The following is a 19,979-nucleotide window of genomic DNA, read 5'->3' on the forward strand; positions in this document are numbered from 1 at the left end:
AAATTTTTAATTTTTTATCTTTTTTAATTTAGTTTTATCGAGCGAACCTAAAACATAAATAAACTCTTATAATGATAATCTTTTTTTAATACAAAGTTTAATTTAGGATAAATAATGTATCTATCCATTGAATAGAAATAACTCATGCACTCTATAGCAATCATACCTTAAGCCATAAAAATAAATAATATTCCCTTGTAAAACAACAATATACAATCATTTTATTTTTAAAACATGGATAGCCAAATGGCATAACTGTATTGAAGAATGATTATTTGTAAGCTTTATCTCTAAAGTTTAGCTGATAGTTGATAGTTTAATGTTATTTTAGAAGGTCGGTTTTTTAGCATGGTTGCTCTGCTACTCATTAAACTTCTCTTTCGAGCATTATTGTATCTATAATACATTTTTCACTATGAAACCTTCACCATACTGCAATAGGGCAAGATTGTGCCCTTCCAATAATACTAACAAATGATAATAATTGAGGGGGGTTATCTGCTAATAAGGTATCGTTAAACAATATAAATTAACTATAGTAAATCTTATACACATAGTATTAATGAATAAAAATTATACTAAAAGTATCCCTTTTTTTGCCTTCCCCTACTCTTCATATCAGTTAGGCTGAGCAAAATAAATTCCGCATTTTTTAGCAAACCAGGGCTCAGGTATTCTTGTTTAGCGCCATATTTTCGTTATTGCTGTGTTTAAATCACTATTTAGCACACAAAAAATGAAATAAAAATATATTTAAAAACAATAAGATGAGATAAAATCGAACAAAGATACACGTGACTACTTGCTGACAGCACCTAAAGGCGCCATAAAATAGAACAATAAAAAATGCCAATCTCCAGTTTGATCAGAGATTGGCATGATATGTAGTTTTAACTAGAGGTAATTAACAAAAATGTTACTTATTTAATAGCGATTTAACAGCATCACCGATATCAGCTAAACTACGTACTGTTTTAACGCCAGCGGCTTCTAATGCGGCAAATTTCTCGTCAGCAGTACCTTTACCACCCGCAATAATGGCGCCAGCATGCCCCATACGCTTACCTTTAGGTGCTGTAACACCAGCAATATAGCCTACAACAGGTTTGGTAACGTGATCTTTGATATAAGCAGCTGCTTCTTCTTCCGCTGTACCACCAATTTCACCAATCATAACAATTGCTTCTGTTTGCGGATCTTCTTGGAATAGCTTCAGAATATCAATAAAGTTCGATCCCGGAATTGGGTCACCACCGATACCAACACAGGTTGATTGACCTAAACCAACGTCAGTAGTTTGTTTTACTGCTTCATAAGTTAAAGTACCTGAACGAGAGACAATACCTACTTTGCCAGGTAAGTGAATGTGACCAGGCATAATACCAATTTTGCACTCACCTGGAGTAATAACACCCGGACAGTTAGGGCCAATCATGCGAACACCAGCTTCATCTAATTTTACTTTTACAGTCAGCATATCCAGCGTAGGAATACCTTCTGTAATTGTAATAATTAGTTTAATACCTGCATCAATAGCTTCTAAAATAGAGTCTTTGCAAAATGGTGCTGGTACATAAATAACCGTCGCCGTCGCCCCCGTTGCTTCCACTGCTTCACGTACAGTATTAAATACTGGTAAGCCTAAATGTGTTGTACCACCTTTACCCGGTGTAACACCACCCACCATTTGAGTACCGTAAGCAATAGCTTGTTCGGAGTGGAAAGTTCCTTGGCTTCCAGTGAAACCTTGGCAAATAACTTTAGTGTTTTTATCGATTAAAATAGACATTATTTTGCCTCCGCTGCTGCAACAACTTGTTTAGCGGCATCCGTTAAGCTCTTAGCAGCAATAATATTTAAACCGCTATCTGCTAATTTTTTAGTGCCTAACTCTGCATTGTTTCCTTCAAGACGAACAACAACTGGTACGTTAACACCGACTTCTTCAACTGCACCAATAATACCGTCTGCAATAAGGTCACAACGTACAATGCCACCGAAAATGTTGACTAATACAGCACTGACATTTTCATCTGACAAAATAATCTTAAATGCTTCTGTAACACGCTCTTTGGTTGCCCCTCCCCCAACATCAAGGAAGTTAGCAGGTTCACCGCCATGCAGTTTAACGATATCCATGGTTCCCATAGCTAAACCAGCACCATTAACCATACAACCGATATTGCCATCGAGTGCTACATAATTTAATTCCCATTGTGCCGCTTGCGCTTCACGTGGATCTTCTTGTGATGGATCATGCATTTCACGCATTTCCGGTTGACGGAATAACGCATTACTGTCCACACCTAATTTACCATCAAGACAAATCAAATCATCATCTTTGGTGATCACTAATGGGTTGATCTCAATAAGCGCTAAATCACGCTCTAAGAAGATCGTCGCTAATCCCATAAATATTTTAGCAAATTGACTAACTTGTTTGCCTTTTAAACCGAGTTTGAAGGCTAATTCTCGTCCCTGATAAGGCATAGGTCCTGTCAGCGGATCAATAATGGCACGATGAATAAGCTCTGGCGTTTCTTCCGCCACTTTTTCAATTTCAACGCCACCTTCAGTGGAAGCCATAAAGACAACACGACGGGTACCACGGTCAACAACAGCACCAAGATAAAGTTCTTTAGCAATATCTGTTGCCGCTTCAACCAAGATTTGTGTTACTGGTTGGCCATTAGCATCTGTTTGATAAGTTACTAAACGTTTGCCTAACCATTGTTCAGCAAATGCGCGGATCTCTTCTTTTGAGTTGACGACTTTTACGCCACCCGCTTTACCACGTCCACCCGCGTGAACTTGACATTTAACAACCCAAGGGCCTTGGCCAATTTTTGATGCAGCTTCTTCTGCCTCGCGCGGCGTGGAGCAGGCGAAACCAGCAGGTGCTGGTAATCCATACCGTGAGAAAAGCTGTTTTGCCTGATACTCGTGTAAATTCATGATGTTCTATCCATAATCTTGTTGAAAGTCGGACTTTCTTATTTTTTTGACTATAAGCCAGAAAAATCTGGCTTCACGAACACACTGTACTTCTTTGATGCTTGTGTATGTTGCTGTAGAGGCAGGAGGAGCATCTCCTGCCTAAAAGCGATATTTATTACCTACACATCCAGTAATAAACGGGCAGGATCTTCTAGCATTTCTTTAACGGTCACTAAGAAACCGACAGACTCACGGCCATCAATTAAACGATGGTCATAAGAAAGTGCTAGATACATCATAGGTAGAATAACAACCTGACCATCAACTGCCATTGGGCGATCTTTAATCGCATGCATACCCAAAATAGCACTTTGTGGTGGGTTGATAATCGGTGTTGACATTAATGAGCCAAAAACACCACCGTTAGTAATAGTAAAATTACCGCCCGTTAAATCTTCAACGGTTAATTTACCATCACGACCTTTCACTGCTAATGCTTTGATATTTTTCTCAATATCCGCCATGCTCATCGCATCTGCATCACGTAATACCGGTGTTACCAGACCACGAGGTGTTGATACGGCAATACTGATATCAAAATAGTTGTGGTAAACCACATCAGTACCATCAATAGACGCATTGACTTCTGGATAACGTTTTAACGCTTCCACTACCGCTTTAATGTAGAAAGACATAAAGCCTAAACGTACACCGTGGCGTTTTTCGAATGCTTCACCATATTGAGCACGTAAATTTTTAATAGGCTGCATGTTGATTTCGTTAAACGTTGTCAACATGGCGGTAGTATTTTTCGCTTCTAATAAACGCTCTGCAACACGTTTGCGTAAACGCGTCATTGGTACACGTTTCTCACTACGATGCGATAATGGAGCTTGAGAAACTTCAGCGGTGGCTGCTGTTGCTGATTTATTATTAGCAACATGGCTTTCAATATCTTGACGAGTTAAACGTCCACCAACACCACTGCCTTTTACATCTGCTGGATTAATATCATGTTCAGCGACTAAACGACGTGCTGTCGGGCTAAGAGCATCATTGCTTTCTTTCGCAACAATATCTGCACTTTGACGTTGCGCAGGCGTCGTATCTTGTGCAGGTTTCACATCCGCAGGAATACCAGTGCTATCACCAAGACGAATACGTCCTAATAATTGACGTGAACCTACCGTAGCGCCTTCTTCTTCAAGAATGCTATCCAGCACCCCAGCTTCACTCGCCGGTACTTCTAACACAACTTTATCTGTTTCAATTTCAACCAGCACTTCATCGCGTTGAATGCTATCACCAGGTTTTTTATGCCAAGTTGCGACTGTCGCGTCAGCAACTGATTCAGGGAGATCCGGTACTAGAATATCTACACTACTCATTTTCTATCCTTATTTATTCAACTTTCAGTGCATCTTCAACCAGAGCTTTTTGTTGCTCCTGATGAACAGAGGTATAACCAACAGCTGGAGAAGCTGATGCAGGACGACCTGCATAACGTAATGTTGCGCCAGTAGGAATAGCATCACGGAAGTTATGCTGACTACAATACCAAGCGCCCTGATTTAGCGGTTCTTCTTGACACCAAATAAAATCTTTCACATGAGCATAAGGTGCCAAAATCTGTGCCATATCATCATGAGGGAATGGATATAGCTGTTCAATACGAATAATCGCAACATCTGTTTGCCCATTAGCACGACGTTGTTCTAATAAATCGTAGTAAACTTTCCCTGAACACATCACGACACGTTTCACATCCGCTGGATTTAATTCATCTAACTCACCAATTACAGGTAAGAATTTACCATCCGCTAATTCATCTAAGCTCGATACCGCTAATGGATGACGTAACAGTGATTTAGGTGACATAACGATTAATGGGCGACGCATACCACGTAACGCTTGGCGACGTAACATATGGTAAACCTGCGCCGGTGTGGAAGGCACACAAACTTGCATGTTTTGCTCTGCACATAATTGCAGATAGCGTTCCAAACGTGCAGATGAGTGCTCTGGACCTTGGCCTTCATAACCATGAGGTAACAGCATGACTAAGCCACACATACGACCCCATTTTTGCTCACCAGAGCTAATAAATTGGTCGATAACCACTTGTGCTACGTTAGCAAAGTCACCAAATTGCGCTTCCCAAATAGTCAGCCCGCGAGGCTCAGTAGTAGCATAACCATATTCAAATGCTAATACCGCTTCTTCTGTTAAGACAGAATCCCAAACATTAAATTGACCTTGGGCGTTATGAATATTGGCTAATGGTACATAAACTGAACCATTGGTTTGATTGTGAATAACCGCGTGACGATGGAAGAATGTGCCACGGCCTGCATCTTCACCAGAGAGGCGAATAGTAATACCTTGATCCACTAAAGTGGCATACGCTAAGGTTTCAGCCGCCCCCCAATCGAGTAATTTTTCGCCTTCAGCCATAACAGCACGATCGGCATAAATTTTCTCGACGCGAGATTGCATTGCGATTTCAGAAGGTACTGTGCTGACACGACGCGCTAAATCTTGTAAGCGTGATTTTTCGACTTTATGCGGATACTCTTCATTCCATTCATGGTTTAAGTAAGGTTCCCATGTATAAGAATGTAGCCCCATAGGACGATACTCTTCAACGACACAATCACCACGATCGAGAGCATCACGATAGAGATTAACTAACTCAGTAACATCATTAGCTTCGATTAAACCTTGCTCTACTAACTTATCAGCATAGATCTTACGAGGTGTTGGATGTTTTTTGATTTTTTGATACATCAATGGCTGAGTTGCATTTGGCTCATCCGCCTCGTTATGTCCATGACGACGATAACAAACAAGGTCAATCATCACATCACGCTTAAAGGTATTACGGAAATCCAACGCTAAACGGGTGACGAAAGCTACCGCTTCAGGATCATCTGCATTTACATGGAAAATAGGTGCTTGAACCATTTTCACAATATCAGTGCAGTATTCTGTTGAACGGGCATCTTTAGGATTTGATGTGGTAAAACCAACTTGGTTATTAATAACAATACGAACCGTACCACCAACTTCATAACCGCGAGCTTGTGACATGTTCAGTGTTTCTTGAACAACACCTTGCCCTGTCACTGCTGCGTCACCATGAATGGTGATCGGAAGAACCATATTACTGCGCGCTTCATCTAAGCGGTCACGACGAGCACGGACAGAACCGATAACAACCGGACTCACAATTTCTAAGTGAGATGGGTTAAAGGCTAAAGCAAGGTGAACTTGAGCACCTTCTGTTGCAAAATCAGATGAAAAGCCTTGGTGATATTTAACGTCACCAGTTCCCAAATGCTCTTTGTGTATACCCGCAAATTCATCAAATAAATCTGCCGGTTTTTTCCCTAAAATATTAACCAGAACGTTTAAACGTCCGCGGTGAGCCATGCCAAGTACCACTTCACGGGTATCTTGTTTCCCTGCATGACGAATTAAGTCTTTTAACATTGGGATCAGAGCATCCCCACCTTCTAAAGAGAAACGTTTTGCTCCTGGGAATTTAGCCCCTAAGTAACGTTCTAACCCTTCAGCTGCAGTCAGTTCTGCTAAAAAGCGAATTTTTTCTTCTTTAGTAAATTGGTCTGCAACATTGACAGATTCTAAACGTTGTTGGATCCAACGTTTTTCTTCTGTATTGGTAATATGCATATATTCAGCACCGATAGAACCGCAGTAAATACGTTTCAGTGCTTCATAGATATCACCGAGTTTCATGGTTTCTTTGCCGATAGCAAAAGAACCAACATTAAAGGTTTCTTCAAAATCTTCTTTGGTGAGATTATGGAAAGCAGGATCTAAATCTGGAACAGATTCTCTTTTCCATAAACCAAGCGGATCGAGATTAGCATTTTGGTGACCACGAAAACGAAACGCATTAATGAGCTGCAAAACTTTAACTTGTTTTGAGTCCATTGCAGGATCGCTTACCGAGGTATGATATCGAGTGGATTCTTTTGCGAGGCGTCTGAAGTAGTCGCGGGTTTGAGAATGCGACTGTTCTGCGCCTTGACTTACGGGTAGTTGTTGAAAGATTTCTCTCCAACTTTCGTCAACAGAGTTTGGGTCAGTTAGGTAATCTTCATAGATTTCTTCTATGTAAGACTGATTCTCTCCTGCTAGAAATGTGGAATCTAGCCAGTCCTTCATTGCGCCGTTCTGCATTATGATCCCTTAAGCTATACAGCTTTAGTTCGCCGTGGATAACTAGTACCGTTATTAAACGGTGTCGATTGCAAGGTTCTCTTATGACCCGCTATCTCGCAGGTTCTTAAAATATTGGAGTTTTTCACTCTCAAGGAACCTTTAAAAACTGTCTAACAGTGTTTAAAGGTGCCTCCAAAAACCGCTATCAAGACAAACTTATACAAATACACAGACTACTTATTGCAAACGTCTAACTTAATTTTTTCATTAACCGCCCTAACTATTTTAGGGCGGTTATTAATTTATGCACTATGTTTTAGCAACATTGATTTAATATGACCAATTGCTTTAGTCGGATTTAACCCTTTTGGACATACGCTGACACAGTTCATAATACCGTGACAACGGAATACACTAAACGCATCACTTAAATCATCAAGACGAGATTCTGTTTCAGTATCACGACTATCAATCAAGAAACGATACGCTGCTAACAGTCCAGCAGGTCCGATAAACTTATCTGGATTCCACCAGAATGACGGGCAAGATGTTGAACAACAAGCACAAAGAATACACTCATAAAGTCCGTCAAGTTTTTCACGTTGTTCTGGTGACTGTAGATTCTCACGAGCCGGAGGATTTTTGTCGTCGTTAATCACATATGGACGGATCTTCTCGTACTGCGTATAGAATTGAGTCATATCCACTATTAAATCACGAATAACCGGTAGACCTGGTAACGGTCTGATCACAATTTTCTTACTTCCTTTCTGTAAAGATGAAATAGGTGTGATACATGCCAAACCATTTTTACCATTCATGTTCACTCCATCGGAGCCACATACACCTTCACGGCAAGAACGACGGAATGATAATGTAGGATCTTTTTCCTTTAATTGAATTAATGCATCTAGCAACATCATGTCACGCCCTTCGGGTACTTCAAGCGTGTAATCTTGCATACGCGGCGCATTATCAACGTCGGGATTATAACGATAAATTGAAAATTCAAGTTTCATAATTCAGTCTCCGCAACTTCAATAACACCGCTAATTAATATGTACGCACTTTTGGAGGGAAAGCCTCACGCAGTTTCGGCTGCATATTGACTTTACGTCGTGTCATTGTTTCGGTTTGCGGTTGATATAATGTATGGCATAACCAGTTTTCATCATCACGATCAGGGAAATCGAAACGGCTATGTGCACCACGACTTTCCGTACGGAAATTAGCAGATACCGCTGTGGCATAAGCTGTTTCCATCAAGTTATCTAACTCTAAGCACTCAATACGCTGTGTATTAAATTCACTTGAATTATCATCGAGTCGGGCATTTTGCAGGCGTTCACGGATCACTTTCAGCTCTTCTAAGCCCTTCGCCATTGCATCCCCTTCACGGAAGACCGAGAAGTTATGTTGCATACAAGATTGTAATGCTTTACGGATCTCAACCGGATCTTCGCCTGAACGATTATTTTCCCAACGATGTAAGCGTGTTAATGCAGCTTCAACATCAGAATCGCTGGCATCACGCATCGTGCCCTGCTCCATCAAAGACTCTTTTAAGTGAACACCCGCAGAACGACCAAATACCACAAGGTCAAGCAGTGAGTTACCACCTAATCGGTTAGCACCATGGACAGATACACAAGCAATTTCACCCACAGCAAATAATCCTGGGATCACTTCATCTTCGCCTTTCTCATTCATGCGAATAGCTTGTCCGGTAACTTTAGTTGGGATCCCCCCCATCATATAGTGACAAGTAGGAATAACCGGAATAGGTTCTTTAACTGGGTCAACATGAGCAAAGGTACGAGAGAGATCAAGGATACCCGGTAGACGAGATTCCAGAACTTCTTTACCTAAGTGGTCGAGTTTCAGTTTGGCATGAGGTCCCCATGGTCCATCGCAACCACGGCCTTCACGGATTTCAATCATAATAGAACGTGCAACTACGTCACGACCTGCTAAGTCTTTAGCATTTGGTGCATAACGTTCCATAAAGCGTTCACCGTCTTTATTCAGTAAATAGCCACCTTCACCACGGCAACCTTCCGTCACTAACACCCCAGCCCCTGCGATACCTGTTGGGTGGAATTGCCACATTTCCATATCTTGTAAAGGCACACCCGCACGAACTGCCATACCAACACCATCACCCGTATTGATATGCGCATTGGTTGTTGATTGGTAAATACGCCCCGCACCACCTGTCGCTAAAATGGTGGCATTAGCTTTAAAATAAACAACTTCACCTGTTTCAATGCAAATAGCGGTACAACCAACAACATCACCGTCTTGGTTTTTAACTAAATCCAGCGAATACCATTCAGAAAAGATAGTGGTATGATTTTTTAAATTTTGTTGATACAAAGTATGTAATAGTGCATGACCTGTACGGTCAGCAGCGGCAGCAGTACGGGCAGCTTGTTCACCACCAAAATTTTTCGACTGACCACCAAATGGGCGTTGGTATATCCGTCCATCATCAAGACGAGAGAAAGGAAGTCCCATATGTTCCAGCTCTAAAATAGCTTCTGGACCGGTTTTACACATATATTCGATAGCATCTTGGTCACCGATATAGTCGGAACCTTTAACAGTATCGTACATATGCCATTCCCAGTTATCCTCATGGGTATTGCCTAAAGCAACTGTAATACCACCTTGAGCGGAAACAGTATGAGAACGAGTAGGAAAAACTTTTGAGATTAGTGCACATGACAGACCCATTTGAGAAATCTGTAAAGCGGCGCGCATACCTGCACCACCAGCACCAATTACAACTGCGTCAAATTCTCTAACTGGCAGATTCATTACACACCCCACACCACAATTGTTCCATAAATAAGATAAACCAACAGCGCAACGACAATAATAAGTTGTAACGTCAAGCGTAATGCTATTGGCTTAATATAGTCCGTTAACACTTGCCACATTCCAATCCATGCATGAATTAGAATAGAAAGTAGCGTTAATAGGGTAAAAACTTTGGTTAGAGAGGAGCTAAAGAATCCACGCCAAACTTCATAGGTAATATCAGTTGTTGCAACAAAACCAACAAAATATAAAACATATAAGAAAATAATGATGGCAGTTGCACGTAGGAATAACCAATCCTGTATGCCTGTACGGCCTAAAGTAGAAGAATTACTTACCATACTAATACCCCCGCCAATATTGATAAAATAACGGTAATAATCATTGAAATTGCCGCAGAACGACGACCAACAACCAATGTTTCATCAATAAAGCCGAAGTCCATTAACATATGACGAATACCACCACAAATGTGGTATGCCAATGCTGTTAGGATGCCCCATAAAATAAACTTCGCGAAGAAGCCAGTCATGATATCAGCGGCTTGCTGAAAACCTTCGGGAGATGAGAGAGAGGTGCCAAGTAACCACAGTAAAATACCAACTGCGACTAACATGATAACCCCTGAGACACGATGCAAGATCGATGCGATAGCAGGGAGTGGAAACTGTATCGTCTGTAAATCCAGATTGACAGGTCTTTGTTTTTTCACAATTTATGCCCACACAGCTTTTATAATTTTTCCTTCCTCCGGACCTGGATGGAAATTAAGCAGCGAATGGGGTACAAAGGCACACTTTAAGTAAAATGTTAAATCCGTCTATTTTACAAAAATTGTGGATTCGTTACGCTGGTTCTCCATACAACAAAGGTTCCGGAGACCTGGGCGCAGTATAAGTGCTTCACAAACTTATTACAATTACCACACAACTTGTGTGCTAGACATTTGGTTCGAACAGTGAGAGGGATCACTTTTTCAAACATCCAATGTAATAATCGTTATCATTTTTGACACATGTACAACATTTTTCTTACATTTGGTGCATATTTTTAATGTTTATGTTTTTTTTGTGCGCAAACACGCTTCCAGAAATCGAAAACTTATGTAAAAGTGTAAGCAGAACACATTCTAAGTGCCTTGCATAAAAAAGCACCTAAAAAACATAACATCAAAAGCTCCTTAACAAAAGTGACACACTATAGACCTACGGTTTTACTCGTGTTAAGCCATAAAATAAAACTCGCTAGGTACTTTTTATCAACTATAGTTTCACTATCGAAGTGCATCTTTATGAAGATACCCTCGACTTTGTTAGGAGACATAATAAGCGCTAAGGAGATTATAAATGGCTGATAACAAAGCTAAGTTAACGATTGGTGAAACTTCTGTGGACTTGGACGTTCTCTCCCCTACACTCGGTTCCAAAGTCATTGATATTCGTACTCTCGGCTCCAAAGGTTATTACACCTATGATCCAGGCTTTACCTCAACGGCATCTTGTGAATCGAAAATTACCTATATCGACGGTAATAACGGGATTTTACTGCACCGCGGTTTCCCAATTGGGCAATTGGCTACTGAGTCAACCTACTTAGAAGTATGTTATATCCTGCTTTATGGCGAAGCACCGACCCAAGAGCAATACGATAAATTTAAAACAACCGTCACTCGCCATACCATGATCCATGAGCAAATCACCCGCCTGTTCCATGGTTTCCGTCGTGACTCACACCCGATGGCTGTACTTTGTGGTGTGACAGGAGCTTTAGCTGCCTTTTACCATGATGCGCTTGATGTCTCTAATCCAGTTCACCGTGATATCACAGCATATCGTTTACTGTCTAAGATGCCTACTGTAGCCGCAATGTGTTACAAGTACTCCATAGGACAACCTTTTGTTTATCCAAGAAACGATCTGTCTTATGCAGGTAACTTCCTACATATGATGTTTGCCACACCTTGTGAAGAGTACGTGGTTAACCCAGTTCTTGAACGTGCGATGGATAGGATCTTTATTCTTCATGCCGACCATGAACAAAATGCTTCAACATCTACTGTACGTACTGCAGGCTCTTCAGGTGCAAATCCATTTGCCTGTATTGCTGCGGGTATTGCTTCACTATGGGGACCTGCTCATGGTGGTGCTAACGAAGCTTGTTTACGTATGTTGGAAGAGATCAAAACCGTTGAACATATTCCTGAATTTATTAAACGCGCAAAAGACAAGAATGACTCTTTCCGTTTAATGGGCTTTGGTCACCGTGTATATAAAAACTACGATCCGCGTGCAACAGTCATGCGCGAAACTTGTCACGAAGTGTTAAAAGAACTGAATCTCAATGACAGTTTACTTGAAGTGGCAATGGAATTAGAACGCATCGCCTTAAATGACCCGTATTTTATTGAGAAAAAACTCTATCCTAACGTCGATTTCTATTCAGGTATTATTCTAAAAGCGCTAGGTATTCCATCAAATATGTTTACGGTCATTTTCGCTATTGCACGTACTATCGGTTGGATTGCTCACTGGAATGAAATGCATGAAGATGGACTGAAAATTGCACGTCCTCGTCAGTTATATACTGGTTATAACGAGCGTAAATTCCACAGTGAACTTAAAAATAAATAAATCGATTTAAACACGATTTATTGACTGGCTAAGCCCCGTTTTTGCGGGGCTTTATGCTATTAGTATGGATCAATTTCTTAAATACTCTTGTGGTGTTTGCCCGGTCATTTTTTTAAAAAAAGTGATAAAGGCACTATCGCTGGCAAACCCTAATAATTGACTAATTTCTAAATAACGATGATGTGTGGCTAATAACTCTATCGCTTTCATTAATCGCCATTGCTGACGCCATTGTTGATAGCTTAATCCTGTTTCTTTATAAAATAATCGAGTAATGGTTTTTTCACTAGCGCCAATATATTGCGCTAATTCTTGTAGTGGCGGAGGTAATTCATCGAAAGATAATTTTCTTAACCGTCTATCACTGGGCATTGATAAATGATTAGGTTGACGTTTAGCTTGCTGAATTTCATCTAAAAAAACAGCTAATAAATTTGCATAACGCCCTACTTCCCACTGGGTGTCAAAATCAGCAATGGCAATACGCTCTAATATCTCTCTAAGTAAAGGTGAAATAGTCAGTATTTCGCTTTCAGTTGGGAAACGATGATGAAATTTATCGGCAATATAAACTGAACGATAACCTACAGCCGCATACATCTCGACTCGATGTTCCAGTTTTGGCGGGATCCAAGCAATTCTCATGGGTGGCAAAACAGATACACGAGAGGCTAAAGTAATTCTCATACAACCCGATTGAGTAAACAGTAACTGCCCCCTATCATGTGAGTGAAAACCTGAATCATGTTTTCCCATCTCTGCGGCAATACCCACAACTGATGCAAGGTGTTCTTCTGGCACAAAGTGGTCGTATTGATTAAGCCAAGCCATCACTTGTCCTATTTGGTAAATATTATGTCTTTATATATATAACAAGACAATTATTATCACTGTATTCTGTCATCAAAGTATCAAGCTTTAGGAAAACAAAGAATGAACAGAAAACTCTCTCTATGGTTAGCAATTGCGTTAATGATGTTTCCACAAATTGCAGAAACCATTTATAGCCCAGCACTTACTGATATTTCAAATGGTTTTAGAGTCAGTGCCAATGAAGCAGGGCAAACACTTTCGCTCTACTTTTTTGCTTTTGCACTCGGTGTCATTATATGGGGTCGTTTATGTGATGTCATTGGCCGGCGCCCAACAATGTTAGCAGGGTTATTTATTTATGCCATTGCTTGTATTGGTGTCTTTATGACCGATAATTTTTCTGTATTACTGATATTACGTATGCTTTCTGCTTTTGGTGCCGCAGTTGGCTCTGTAGGAACACAAACTATTATGCGTGATGTTTATAGTGGTGAAGAATTAGCCAAAGTATTTTCCGTTATGGGAGCGGCAATCGCATTAAGTCCGGCTATTGGTATGTTAAGTGGTTCTTTACTGGTGAGCTATGCAGGTTATCAAGGGGTATTTAGTGGTCTTGCTCTTCTCGCCGTCGTTTTATTGCTGTGGAGTACTATTGCATTACCAGAAAGTCGCCCTGCAACAATAAAAACCGCACCACTAGCGGAAACAGCGATAAAAATGCTGAAAGATAAGCAAATTGCCAAGACTATACTTTTAATTGCTTTTTTTAATATCAGTCTATTTGCTTATTACCAACTAGCACCTTTTATGTTTGATAATCAAGGTTATAGTGCAAGTACTTTTGGCTATAGTGGTATTGTATTAGCAATAGGTGTCGGTATTGGTTCTTACATTAATAAAGCATTATTAAGCCATCATTGGCAATGTGAGAAATTAGTATTACTTGCAAGTATTATTGCAGTAATTAGTGCTGTAGGTGTTTATTTATTACGCAATCACATTAGTTTTATTATTCCAATGATGACAAGTGTCGTTGCCTATGGCATTGCTATTCCAAATATCTTAGCGACGGCTTTAGCGCAATATAAAGATCGCTTAGGCACAGCGGGTGCACTATTAGGTTTATTCTACTATTTACTTATTGGTGGTGGTTTAGCACTGGCTGGATGGGGACAAAGTTTAGCGATTACCTTGCTGATTTGTAGTATAGGTGCTTTGTTACTCTCTTTCTCTCGCCAAACAGCAAAATAATATATTTAAAAGAGCTTGTTATATTTATAAGAAGCTCTTTTTATTTTGTAACATTTCGAAAAAATCAAGAATAGAAAGATTAACTTATCTACAGGACTAAGTGTTAATACTTAGCAAATTAAACAGACAATTCTTAATCTTTTTAAAATCCACAAAAAACGCCTTTATTATCACTTCTTAACTTTTAGTACTTTTTCCTGAGATTGCATTTTATATAATGATGAATTGAATATTAATAAAGTTAGATTGGCTTTTTCAGTGTTTATATCCATATATTTAACAAATGTTATGCCTTGACTTTATTTTCGCCAGTAATAATAAAATTGTTCGTTTTACTGTTTCATGGTAAAAAAAACTGTTTATCCATACATGGCTTAAGGAACTGGCGTGATAAAAAAAATATTAGATATTCTCCCTATTTTTGGGAAAAAAGACGTCGATATTACTGAACAATATCTTCAAGGCTCTCTTGTCCTACTGGCTATATTTGATAAAAGTTTACCTAAGCGTGCATTAGATTATGTACTTACAGGTACAAACCCTGAAATTCTATTTGAATTAAATAAACTAGATGCAGCGAAAGCCGCCGTTTATTTTCATCGTGCGGGAACATTAGAGTGGTGGTATGCCAGTAATGTTGATACAGGAAAGTACGGTAAGGTTATCACCCAAGGCCTTAATGCCCGCCATAAACTCTACTCAAAGGTTGGTGAAAGTTTTTCCTTAGAGCAAGTGGCCCGTTTTGCCAAAGTCATCGCTGCCGCATGTCAAGATATCAATATTAAAGTAACAACAACGCAAGTCCCCACTTGGGTTATCTACCTGTTAGTTGATGCGTTTTATACCACTTACGATAATGCACGTAACCTTAATTTAGAACATCGTAAACATTGGAGTATGGAGTTTATCGCCAATATGGTCGAAGCAGAGGCCAATATTGCCGGTGAAAATGCGTTATTTGCAATTTTTGATAGAAAAGATGTCTCTGAATATTATGCCGCTAATCTTAAGCGTATTTATGAACTGTGTGATTTAAAAGACTATCTACTTTCACATCAAGAATTTGTTAGAAAAGAATTAGTTGAAAAACTTTCAGCGAATGGCTTAGTCGAGCTAATAAATTATCTAAATAAAAATACGATATTACGCAATACTTTTGCAGATATTATTGTTTTACTTGCCACTAGCAGTTTAAGAACCGTCAAAAAAACGGCTGAACCTATTTTAAATACCTTACCTGCTGAAATCGTAAAAGAAAATTTAACCCATGTTTTAATGAATGGTACTCCCAAACAACGTACACAAGCCGCTGATTTATTCGCGCGCCAAGGTGAAAACCGTGATGTGCTGGCAGAAGCATTAAAACATGAAACCTCAAAAGCAGTTATCAAGAGCATTGAAAGTGCGCTACAACGTTTTTGTGTTGCTGATAATGCAAATACCGTTGAAGCCATTAAAGCGCCTGATTTTACTCCCTTAGAAGACACACCATTACCCGATAGTGCCCGCGATATTCTGGTGAATAACTTCAATGAAATGTTAGTAAAAGCAAAAGAAAATGCTGAACGTGAAATTGAAGAAAATAAAACGTCTAAACACTCTTATAATTGGGCACAACGCCATTATAAAGATCTCTCTAAAATTGATGAAAAACAGTGTCGCGCATTAGTGGATAAACTCAATAGCGGACAAGGCACTATTCAAGTCAATGAGATCCAAATAATTAAACACAAAAACCGTATTCCTAATTTACCTGAATACACCTTTTTCCATGCCGTGCGCGTGCTCACCAATAACCGCCAACATGCGGATCACTTTTCCTCTCACTATTTTAATAGTGATATTCCTGAACGTTTATTGAGTGATATTGAATTACGACACGTTGAAAATGTATTAGAACGATGTCATTTCAAACGTGCAACGCGTATCACAGCGGCGCTGTGCTTAGAATCTTATCAAGATGGCTTACGTCGTTTCCGTAAACCAGAACAAGTTTGGCCTTTCTTCTCTCAACATACTGATTATATTGCAGAAGCGCTAAACTTAATGCCAAATCAAAGTGAACACCGCTATCGCCAATTTGAAACTTCACAAGGTATTGAAGTATTAAGCCGTTTTCCAACCATTCCTGCACAATTCGTTCCGCGTATCATGGAATTGGCTCTAGGTGAAAATAAAACACACCGAGTTTCAGCTCAGAAATTATTAGAAACCTTACCGAATATTCACTTAAGTGCACAAGAAGGCTTAACTTCAAGTAAACAAGAAATTCGAGTCACCGCGATTGAATGGTTAGCACGTTTAAATAACCCTGACTCATTACCTGCCCTTAATGCCTTACTGAAAAAAGAGAAACGCGAAGTAGTACGAGCCGCTCTGCTCACTGCGTTAGAACAATTAGGTGAGGATATTTCAAGCTATTTATCGCCAAAGACATTATTAGCAGAAGCTGAAAAAGGTCTCAAAGCCAAACCACCCGCAAGCCTTGCTTGGTTTAACTTCGAGGCGATCCCTGCATTAACATGGGAAAACAAAAAAGCGGTTGATCCCGCGATTATTCGTTGGTGGATTATTCTCGCCGTCAAATTAAAAATGCCAGGGGGTAATGCGTTATTACAACGTTATATCAGCCTACTTTGCGTTGATAGCCAACATAAACTTTCAAGCTTTATCCTGCACACTTTTGTCGCTCAAGATATTAAAGGACCAACACTTGAAGAAGCGATGGCTGAAGCGCAACAAAATGCCCCTTCCCGATTAACACAATACAAAGATTGGGCCAAACGTTATCCTGAATATTATGCTAAATATGAAACCTATACTTTAGAGCAAGTCGTCGAAGAAATTAAAAACGAGGTACTACGTCGTTATTTAGGTTCGGCAATCAGCGATAAAGGAATGCTCGCGCTTATTTGTGGAATTGAGGGACATATTGCGGTATCAGTATTACGTAACTATATGCGTGATCACTATCAGCGTCGTGCGCAAATAGAAGCGATGATTGATGCAGTAGCTTCAAGTAATGATCCTATTATCATTCAACTTCTGCTTTCATTATCACGTCGTTATCGCACAGCATCTGTGCAGGAAAAAGCGCGTAATTTAGTTACGCAAATAGCTGAACGCAATGGTTGGAGTGCTGATGAATTAGCCGATAGAACCATTCCAACCGCCGGCTTTGATGATTCAGGAACATTAGTACTGGAATATGGTGAGCGTACTTTCACCGCCAAAATGGATGCAAAACAAAAAATTGTTCTGTTTAATCCTGAAGGTAAGGAAGTTAAGTCATTACCTGCAGCACGCAAAAATGACGATCCAGAGCTGATTAAAGAAGCGAAAAAACTTTTCACTTCAAGTAAAAAAGAACTTAAACAAGTTATTGAATTACAAAGTGTGCGTTTATATGAAGCGATGTGCGCGCAACGCCAATGGCTAAGCGCTGATTGGCAAGAGTATATTTTAGCTCACCCTATTATGCATAAATTGATTGAACAATTAGTTTGGCAAGAAGTAAAAGAGGGTGAAGTTATCAATACCTTCCGCCCTTCTGATGATGGTGCTTTACTTAACCTTGAAGATGACGAAGTCACCTTACAAAATGATTCTTTGATTCAATTAGCTCACGCCGCCCTAGTTAATGAAGATGAGCGTAAAGCATGGATTGCACACTTCAAAGATTACAAAGTGAAATTCTTATTTTCACAAATGGAACATAGGATCCCTGATTTAGATCTGACACAAACAGAAGTTGAAGACCGAAAAGGTTGGATCACAGACACCTTCACCTTACGGGGTATTTTAACCAAAATGGGCTATCAGCGAGGCCCTGCTGAAGATGGAGGCTCGTTCTCTCACTATTACAAATTCTTCTCTAGCTTAAACTACTACGTCAATATCGGTTTTAGTGGTAGCTATGTACCAGAAGAAAATATTCCAGCGGTTTTATTCGATTTAAGTTTTGAGAAAGATCAGCAAAATTACTGGGATCGCAATAATATTGAGTTAAAGCAAGTACCACCGATTTTATTAGCAGAAAGCTACGCGGATTATCTAAAAGTCGCTGAAGCTTGTGCAGGATTTGATCCTGAATGGGAAAAGAAAACACCTTGGTAAAATTTAGGGATAATTAGGAAAGAATATGGCTAAAAAAGCACCCAAAGAACAACAAGCAATTAGGGAAAGTGCCGAGGTTCGATTTGCTGAAGAATTAGAACGCTTAACAAAAGCGGATGCTAATAATCCGAAGCCCCAAGGATGGCTTCGCTCTCCTCGAGCTGTGCGCCAATTTATTTTAGGTGATGATACTTTAGGTATCACACCTAAGTTTTTCGGTGATGATGCCTTAGTTGATCGTGCAATTGTTACATTATTAGGCAAACAGGGCTTAATGCTGGTTGGTGAGCCAGGTACAGCAAAATCAATGCTCTCAGAACTTTTTGCGGCTGCTATCAGTGGTGATTCAGGATTAACCATCCAAGGTACTGCAGGGACGACAGAAGATCATATCAAATACTCATGGAACTATGCGTTACTATTAGCAGAAGGCCCAACAGAACGAGCATTAGTCGGCTCACCGATTTATCAAGGCATGTTACAAGGTAAGATTGTTCGTTTTGAAGAGATAACTCGCTGCCCTCCTGAAATTCAAGATGTGCTGGTTTCTTTAATGTCCGAAAAACAGTTAATGATCCCTGAAATGGGCGACGGTGCGCGTATTAGTGCAAAACCCGGATTTAACTTGATTGGTACCGCAAACTTGCGTGACCGAGGTGTACATGAGATGTCTGCCGCATTAAAGCGACGTTTTAATTTTGAAACAGTAAAACCTATTCGTGATCCAGCTTTTGAAATCAGTTTGATCCAATCACAGCTTGAAAATGAGTTAGGTGCTTTAGCGACAGAAATCACCATCCCTATGGATGTGGTGGAATTACTGGTTACCACATTCCAAGAATTACGTTCAGGTAATACCCAAGATGGTGGCAATATCAAAACACCTGATGCGGTTATGTCAACAGCAGAAGCCGTAAATATCGCTTATGCTTGTGCGTTAGAAGCGCATTATTTAGGTGATGGCGTGATGAATGCCAGTGCGATCGCACGTCAATTAATCGGCGTTGTATTAAAAGATAATCCTGATGATATTAAGCGTATTCGTTATTACATGGACAACGTCGCCAGAGAAAGGGCCAGAAATAGTAAAGAGTGGAAAGCGTTCTTTGATGCATCAAAAGACTTTTGGCAATAAAACGTAAAGAGCTATAGCGAGGCATTAAAGTCTATTTATTTATCTATCAAAGGCAGAGTTAACTTACTCTGCTTTTTCACCCAAAA

General features: G+C 39.9%; 13 protein-coding genes. 4 read left to right on the top strand and 9 right to left on the bottom strand.

Annotated elements, in window-relative coordinates; translation table 11 throughout:
• Window positions 1–916: 916 nt before the first annotated feature.
• The 8 genes from sucD to sdhC form a co-directional block, all read right to left on the bottom strand.
• A complete protein-coding gene (sucD, locus tag AACU95_RS11135; RefSeq protein WP_004244421.1) occupies window positions 917–1,789 on the bottom strand; it encodes a succinate--CoA ligase subunit alpha in 873 nt (290 codons plus the stop codon).
• Window positions 1,789–2,955 (bottom strand): ADP-forming succinate--CoA ligase subunit beta, encoded by a 1,167-nt coding sequence (sucC, locus tag AACU95_RS11140; RefSeq protein ID WP_004244420.1) that lies wholly within the window; start codon window positions 2,953–2,955, stop codon window positions 1,789–1,791. The genes sucD and sucC overlap by 1 nt, the downstream gene beginning before the upstream one ends.
• Window positions 2,956–3,116: 161 nt before the next feature.
• Complete coding sequence (gene odhB, locus AACU95_RS11145) at window positions 3,117–4,325, bottom strand: 2-oxoglutarate dehydrogenase complex dihydrolipoyllysine-residue succinyltransferase (protein WP_004244419.1); 1,209 nt, start codon at window positions 4,323–4,325, stop codon at window positions 3,117–3,119.
• 13 nt (window positions 4,326–4,338) lie between these two features.
• The gene (gene sucA / locus AACU95_RS11150; RefSeq protein ID WP_004244418.1) at window positions 4,339–7,143 is read right to left on the bottom strand and encodes a 2-oxoglutarate dehydrogenase E1 component; all 2,805 of its coding nucleotides are present in this window, start codon (window positions 7,141–7,143) and stop codon (window positions 4,339–4,341) included.
• Window positions 7,144–7,427: 284 nt separating this feature from the next.
• Window positions 7,428–8,144 carry a succinate dehydrogenase iron-sulfur subunit gene (locus AACU95_RS11155; protein WP_004244417.1) on the bottom strand — a complete coding sequence of 239 codons (717 nt, stop codon included), beginning with the start codon at window positions 8,142–8,144 and terminating at the stop codon, window positions 7,428–7,430.
• 34 nt (window positions 8,145–8,178) lie between these two features.
• On the bottom strand, window positions 8,179–9,945 hold the full coding sequence (sdhA, locus tag AACU95_RS11160; RefSeq protein ID WP_004244416.1) for a succinate dehydrogenase flavoprotein subunit: 1,767 nt from the start codon (window positions 9,943–9,945) through the stop codon (window positions 8,179–8,181).
• Entirely contained in the window at window positions 9,945–10,289 is a 345-nt protein-coding gene (sdhD, locus tag AACU95_RS11165) for a succinate dehydrogenase membrane anchor subunit (RefSeq protein ID WP_004244415.1), read from the bottom strand. Before sdhD ends, sdhA begins: the two co-directional genes overlap by 1 nt.
• Window positions 10,283–10,663 (bottom strand): succinate dehydrogenase cytochrome b556 subunit, encoded by a 381-nt coding sequence (sdhC, locus tag AACU95_RS11170; RefSeq protein WP_123059542.1) that lies wholly within the window; start codon window positions 10,661–10,663, stop codon window positions 10,283–10,285. Before sdhC ends, sdhD begins: the two co-directional genes overlap by 7 nt.
• Before the next feature lie 631 nt (window positions 10,664–11,294).
• Between sdhC and AACU95_RS11175 the strand changes: the two genes are divergently transcribed.
• Window positions 11,295–12,578, top strand: coding sequence for a citrate synthase (locus AACU95_RS11175; protein WP_004244410.1), 1,284 nt, complete (start codon window positions 11,295–11,297; stop codon window positions 12,576–12,578).
• A 69-nt stretch (window positions 12,579–12,647) separates the two neighbouring features.
• Here the strand turns inward: AACU95_RS11175 and AACU95_RS11180 are convergent, their stop codons facing one another.
• On the bottom strand, window positions 12,648–13,409 hold the full coding sequence (locus tag AACU95_RS11180) for an AraC family transcriptional regulator (RefSeq protein ID WP_004244408.1): 762 nt from the start codon (window positions 13,407–13,409) through the stop codon (window positions 12,648–12,650).
• 102 nt (window positions 13,410–13,511) lie between these two features.
• Between AACU95_RS11180 and AACU95_RS11185 the strand changes: the two genes are divergently transcribed.
• From AACU95_RS11185 to AACU95_RS11195, 3 genes are all read left to right on the top strand, one after another.
• Window positions 13,512–14,642 carry a multidrug effflux MFS transporter gene (locus tag AACU95_RS11185; protein WP_004244407.1) on the top strand — a complete coding sequence of 377 codons (1,131 nt, stop codon included), beginning with the start codon at window positions 13,512–13,514 and terminating at the stop codon, window positions 14,640–14,642.
• Window positions 14,643–15,029: 387 nt separating this feature from the next.
• On the top strand, window positions 15,030–18,758 hold the full coding sequence (locus AACU95_RS11190) for a DUF4132 domain-containing protein (RefSeq protein WP_004244406.1): 3,729 nt from the start codon (window positions 15,030–15,032) through the stop codon (window positions 18,756–18,758).
• 25 nt (window positions 18,759–18,783) lie between these two features.
• Window positions 18,784–19,893, top strand: coding sequence for an ATP-binding protein (locus tag AACU95_RS11195; protein WP_004244405.1), 1,110 nt, complete (start codon window positions 18,784–18,786; stop codon window positions 19,891–19,893).
• The last annotated feature ends 86 nt before the right edge of the window (window positions 19,894–19,979 follow it).

The sequence above is a fragment of the Proteus sp. G4415 genome (assembly GCF_963896075.1).
In the GTDB taxonomy this organism is placed as follows: domain Bacteria; phylum Pseudomonadota; class Gammaproteobacteria; order Enterobacterales; family Enterobacteriaceae; genus Proteus; species Proteus mirabilis.

Excerpts from the sequence above, each read along its gene's own strand:
- AACU95_RS11155 (WP_004244417.1), bottom strand. The coding sequence starts at position 8,144 with ATGAAACTTGAATTTTCAATTTATCGTTATAATCCCGACGTTGATAAT.
- AACU95_RS11175 (WP_004244410.1), top strand. The coding sequence starts at position 11,295 with ATGGCTGATAACAAAGCTAAGTTAACGATTGGTGAAACTTCTGTGGAC.
- sdhA (WP_004244416.1), bottom strand. The coding sequence starts at position 9,945 with ATGAATCTGCCAGTTAGAGAATTTGACGCAGTTGTAATTGGTGCTGGT.
- sucA (WP_004244418.1), bottom strand. The coding sequence starts at position 7,143 with ATGCAGAACGGCGCAATGAAGGACTGGCTAGATTCCACATTTCTAGCA.
- AACU95_RS11180 (WP_004244408.1), bottom strand. The coding sequence starts at position 13,409 with ATGGCTTGGCTTAATCAATACGACCACTTTGTGCCAGAAGAACACCTT.
- sdhD (WP_004244415.1), bottom strand. The coding sequence starts at position 10,289 with ATGGTAAGTAATTCTTCTACTTTAGGCCGTACAGGCATACAGGATTGG.
- sucC (WP_004244420.1), bottom strand. The coding sequence starts at position 2,955 with ATGAATTTACACGAGTATCAGGCAAAACAGCTTTTCTCACGGTATGGA.
- sucD (WP_004244421.1), bottom strand. The coding sequence starts at position 1,789 with ATGTCTATTTTAATCGATAAAAACACTAAAGTTATTTGCCAAGGTTTC.
- AACU95_RS11185 (WP_004244407.1), top strand. The coding sequence starts at position 13,512 with ATGAACAGAAAACTCTCTCTATGGTTAGCAATTGCGTTAATGATGTTT.
- odhB (WP_004244419.1), bottom strand. The coding sequence starts at position 4,325 with ATGAGTAGTGTAGATATTCTAGTACCGGATCTCCCTGAATCAGTTGCT.
- AACU95_RS11195 (WP_004244405.1), top strand. The coding sequence starts at position 18,784 with ATGGCTAAAAAAGCACCCAAAGAACAACAAGCAATTAGGGAAAGTGCC.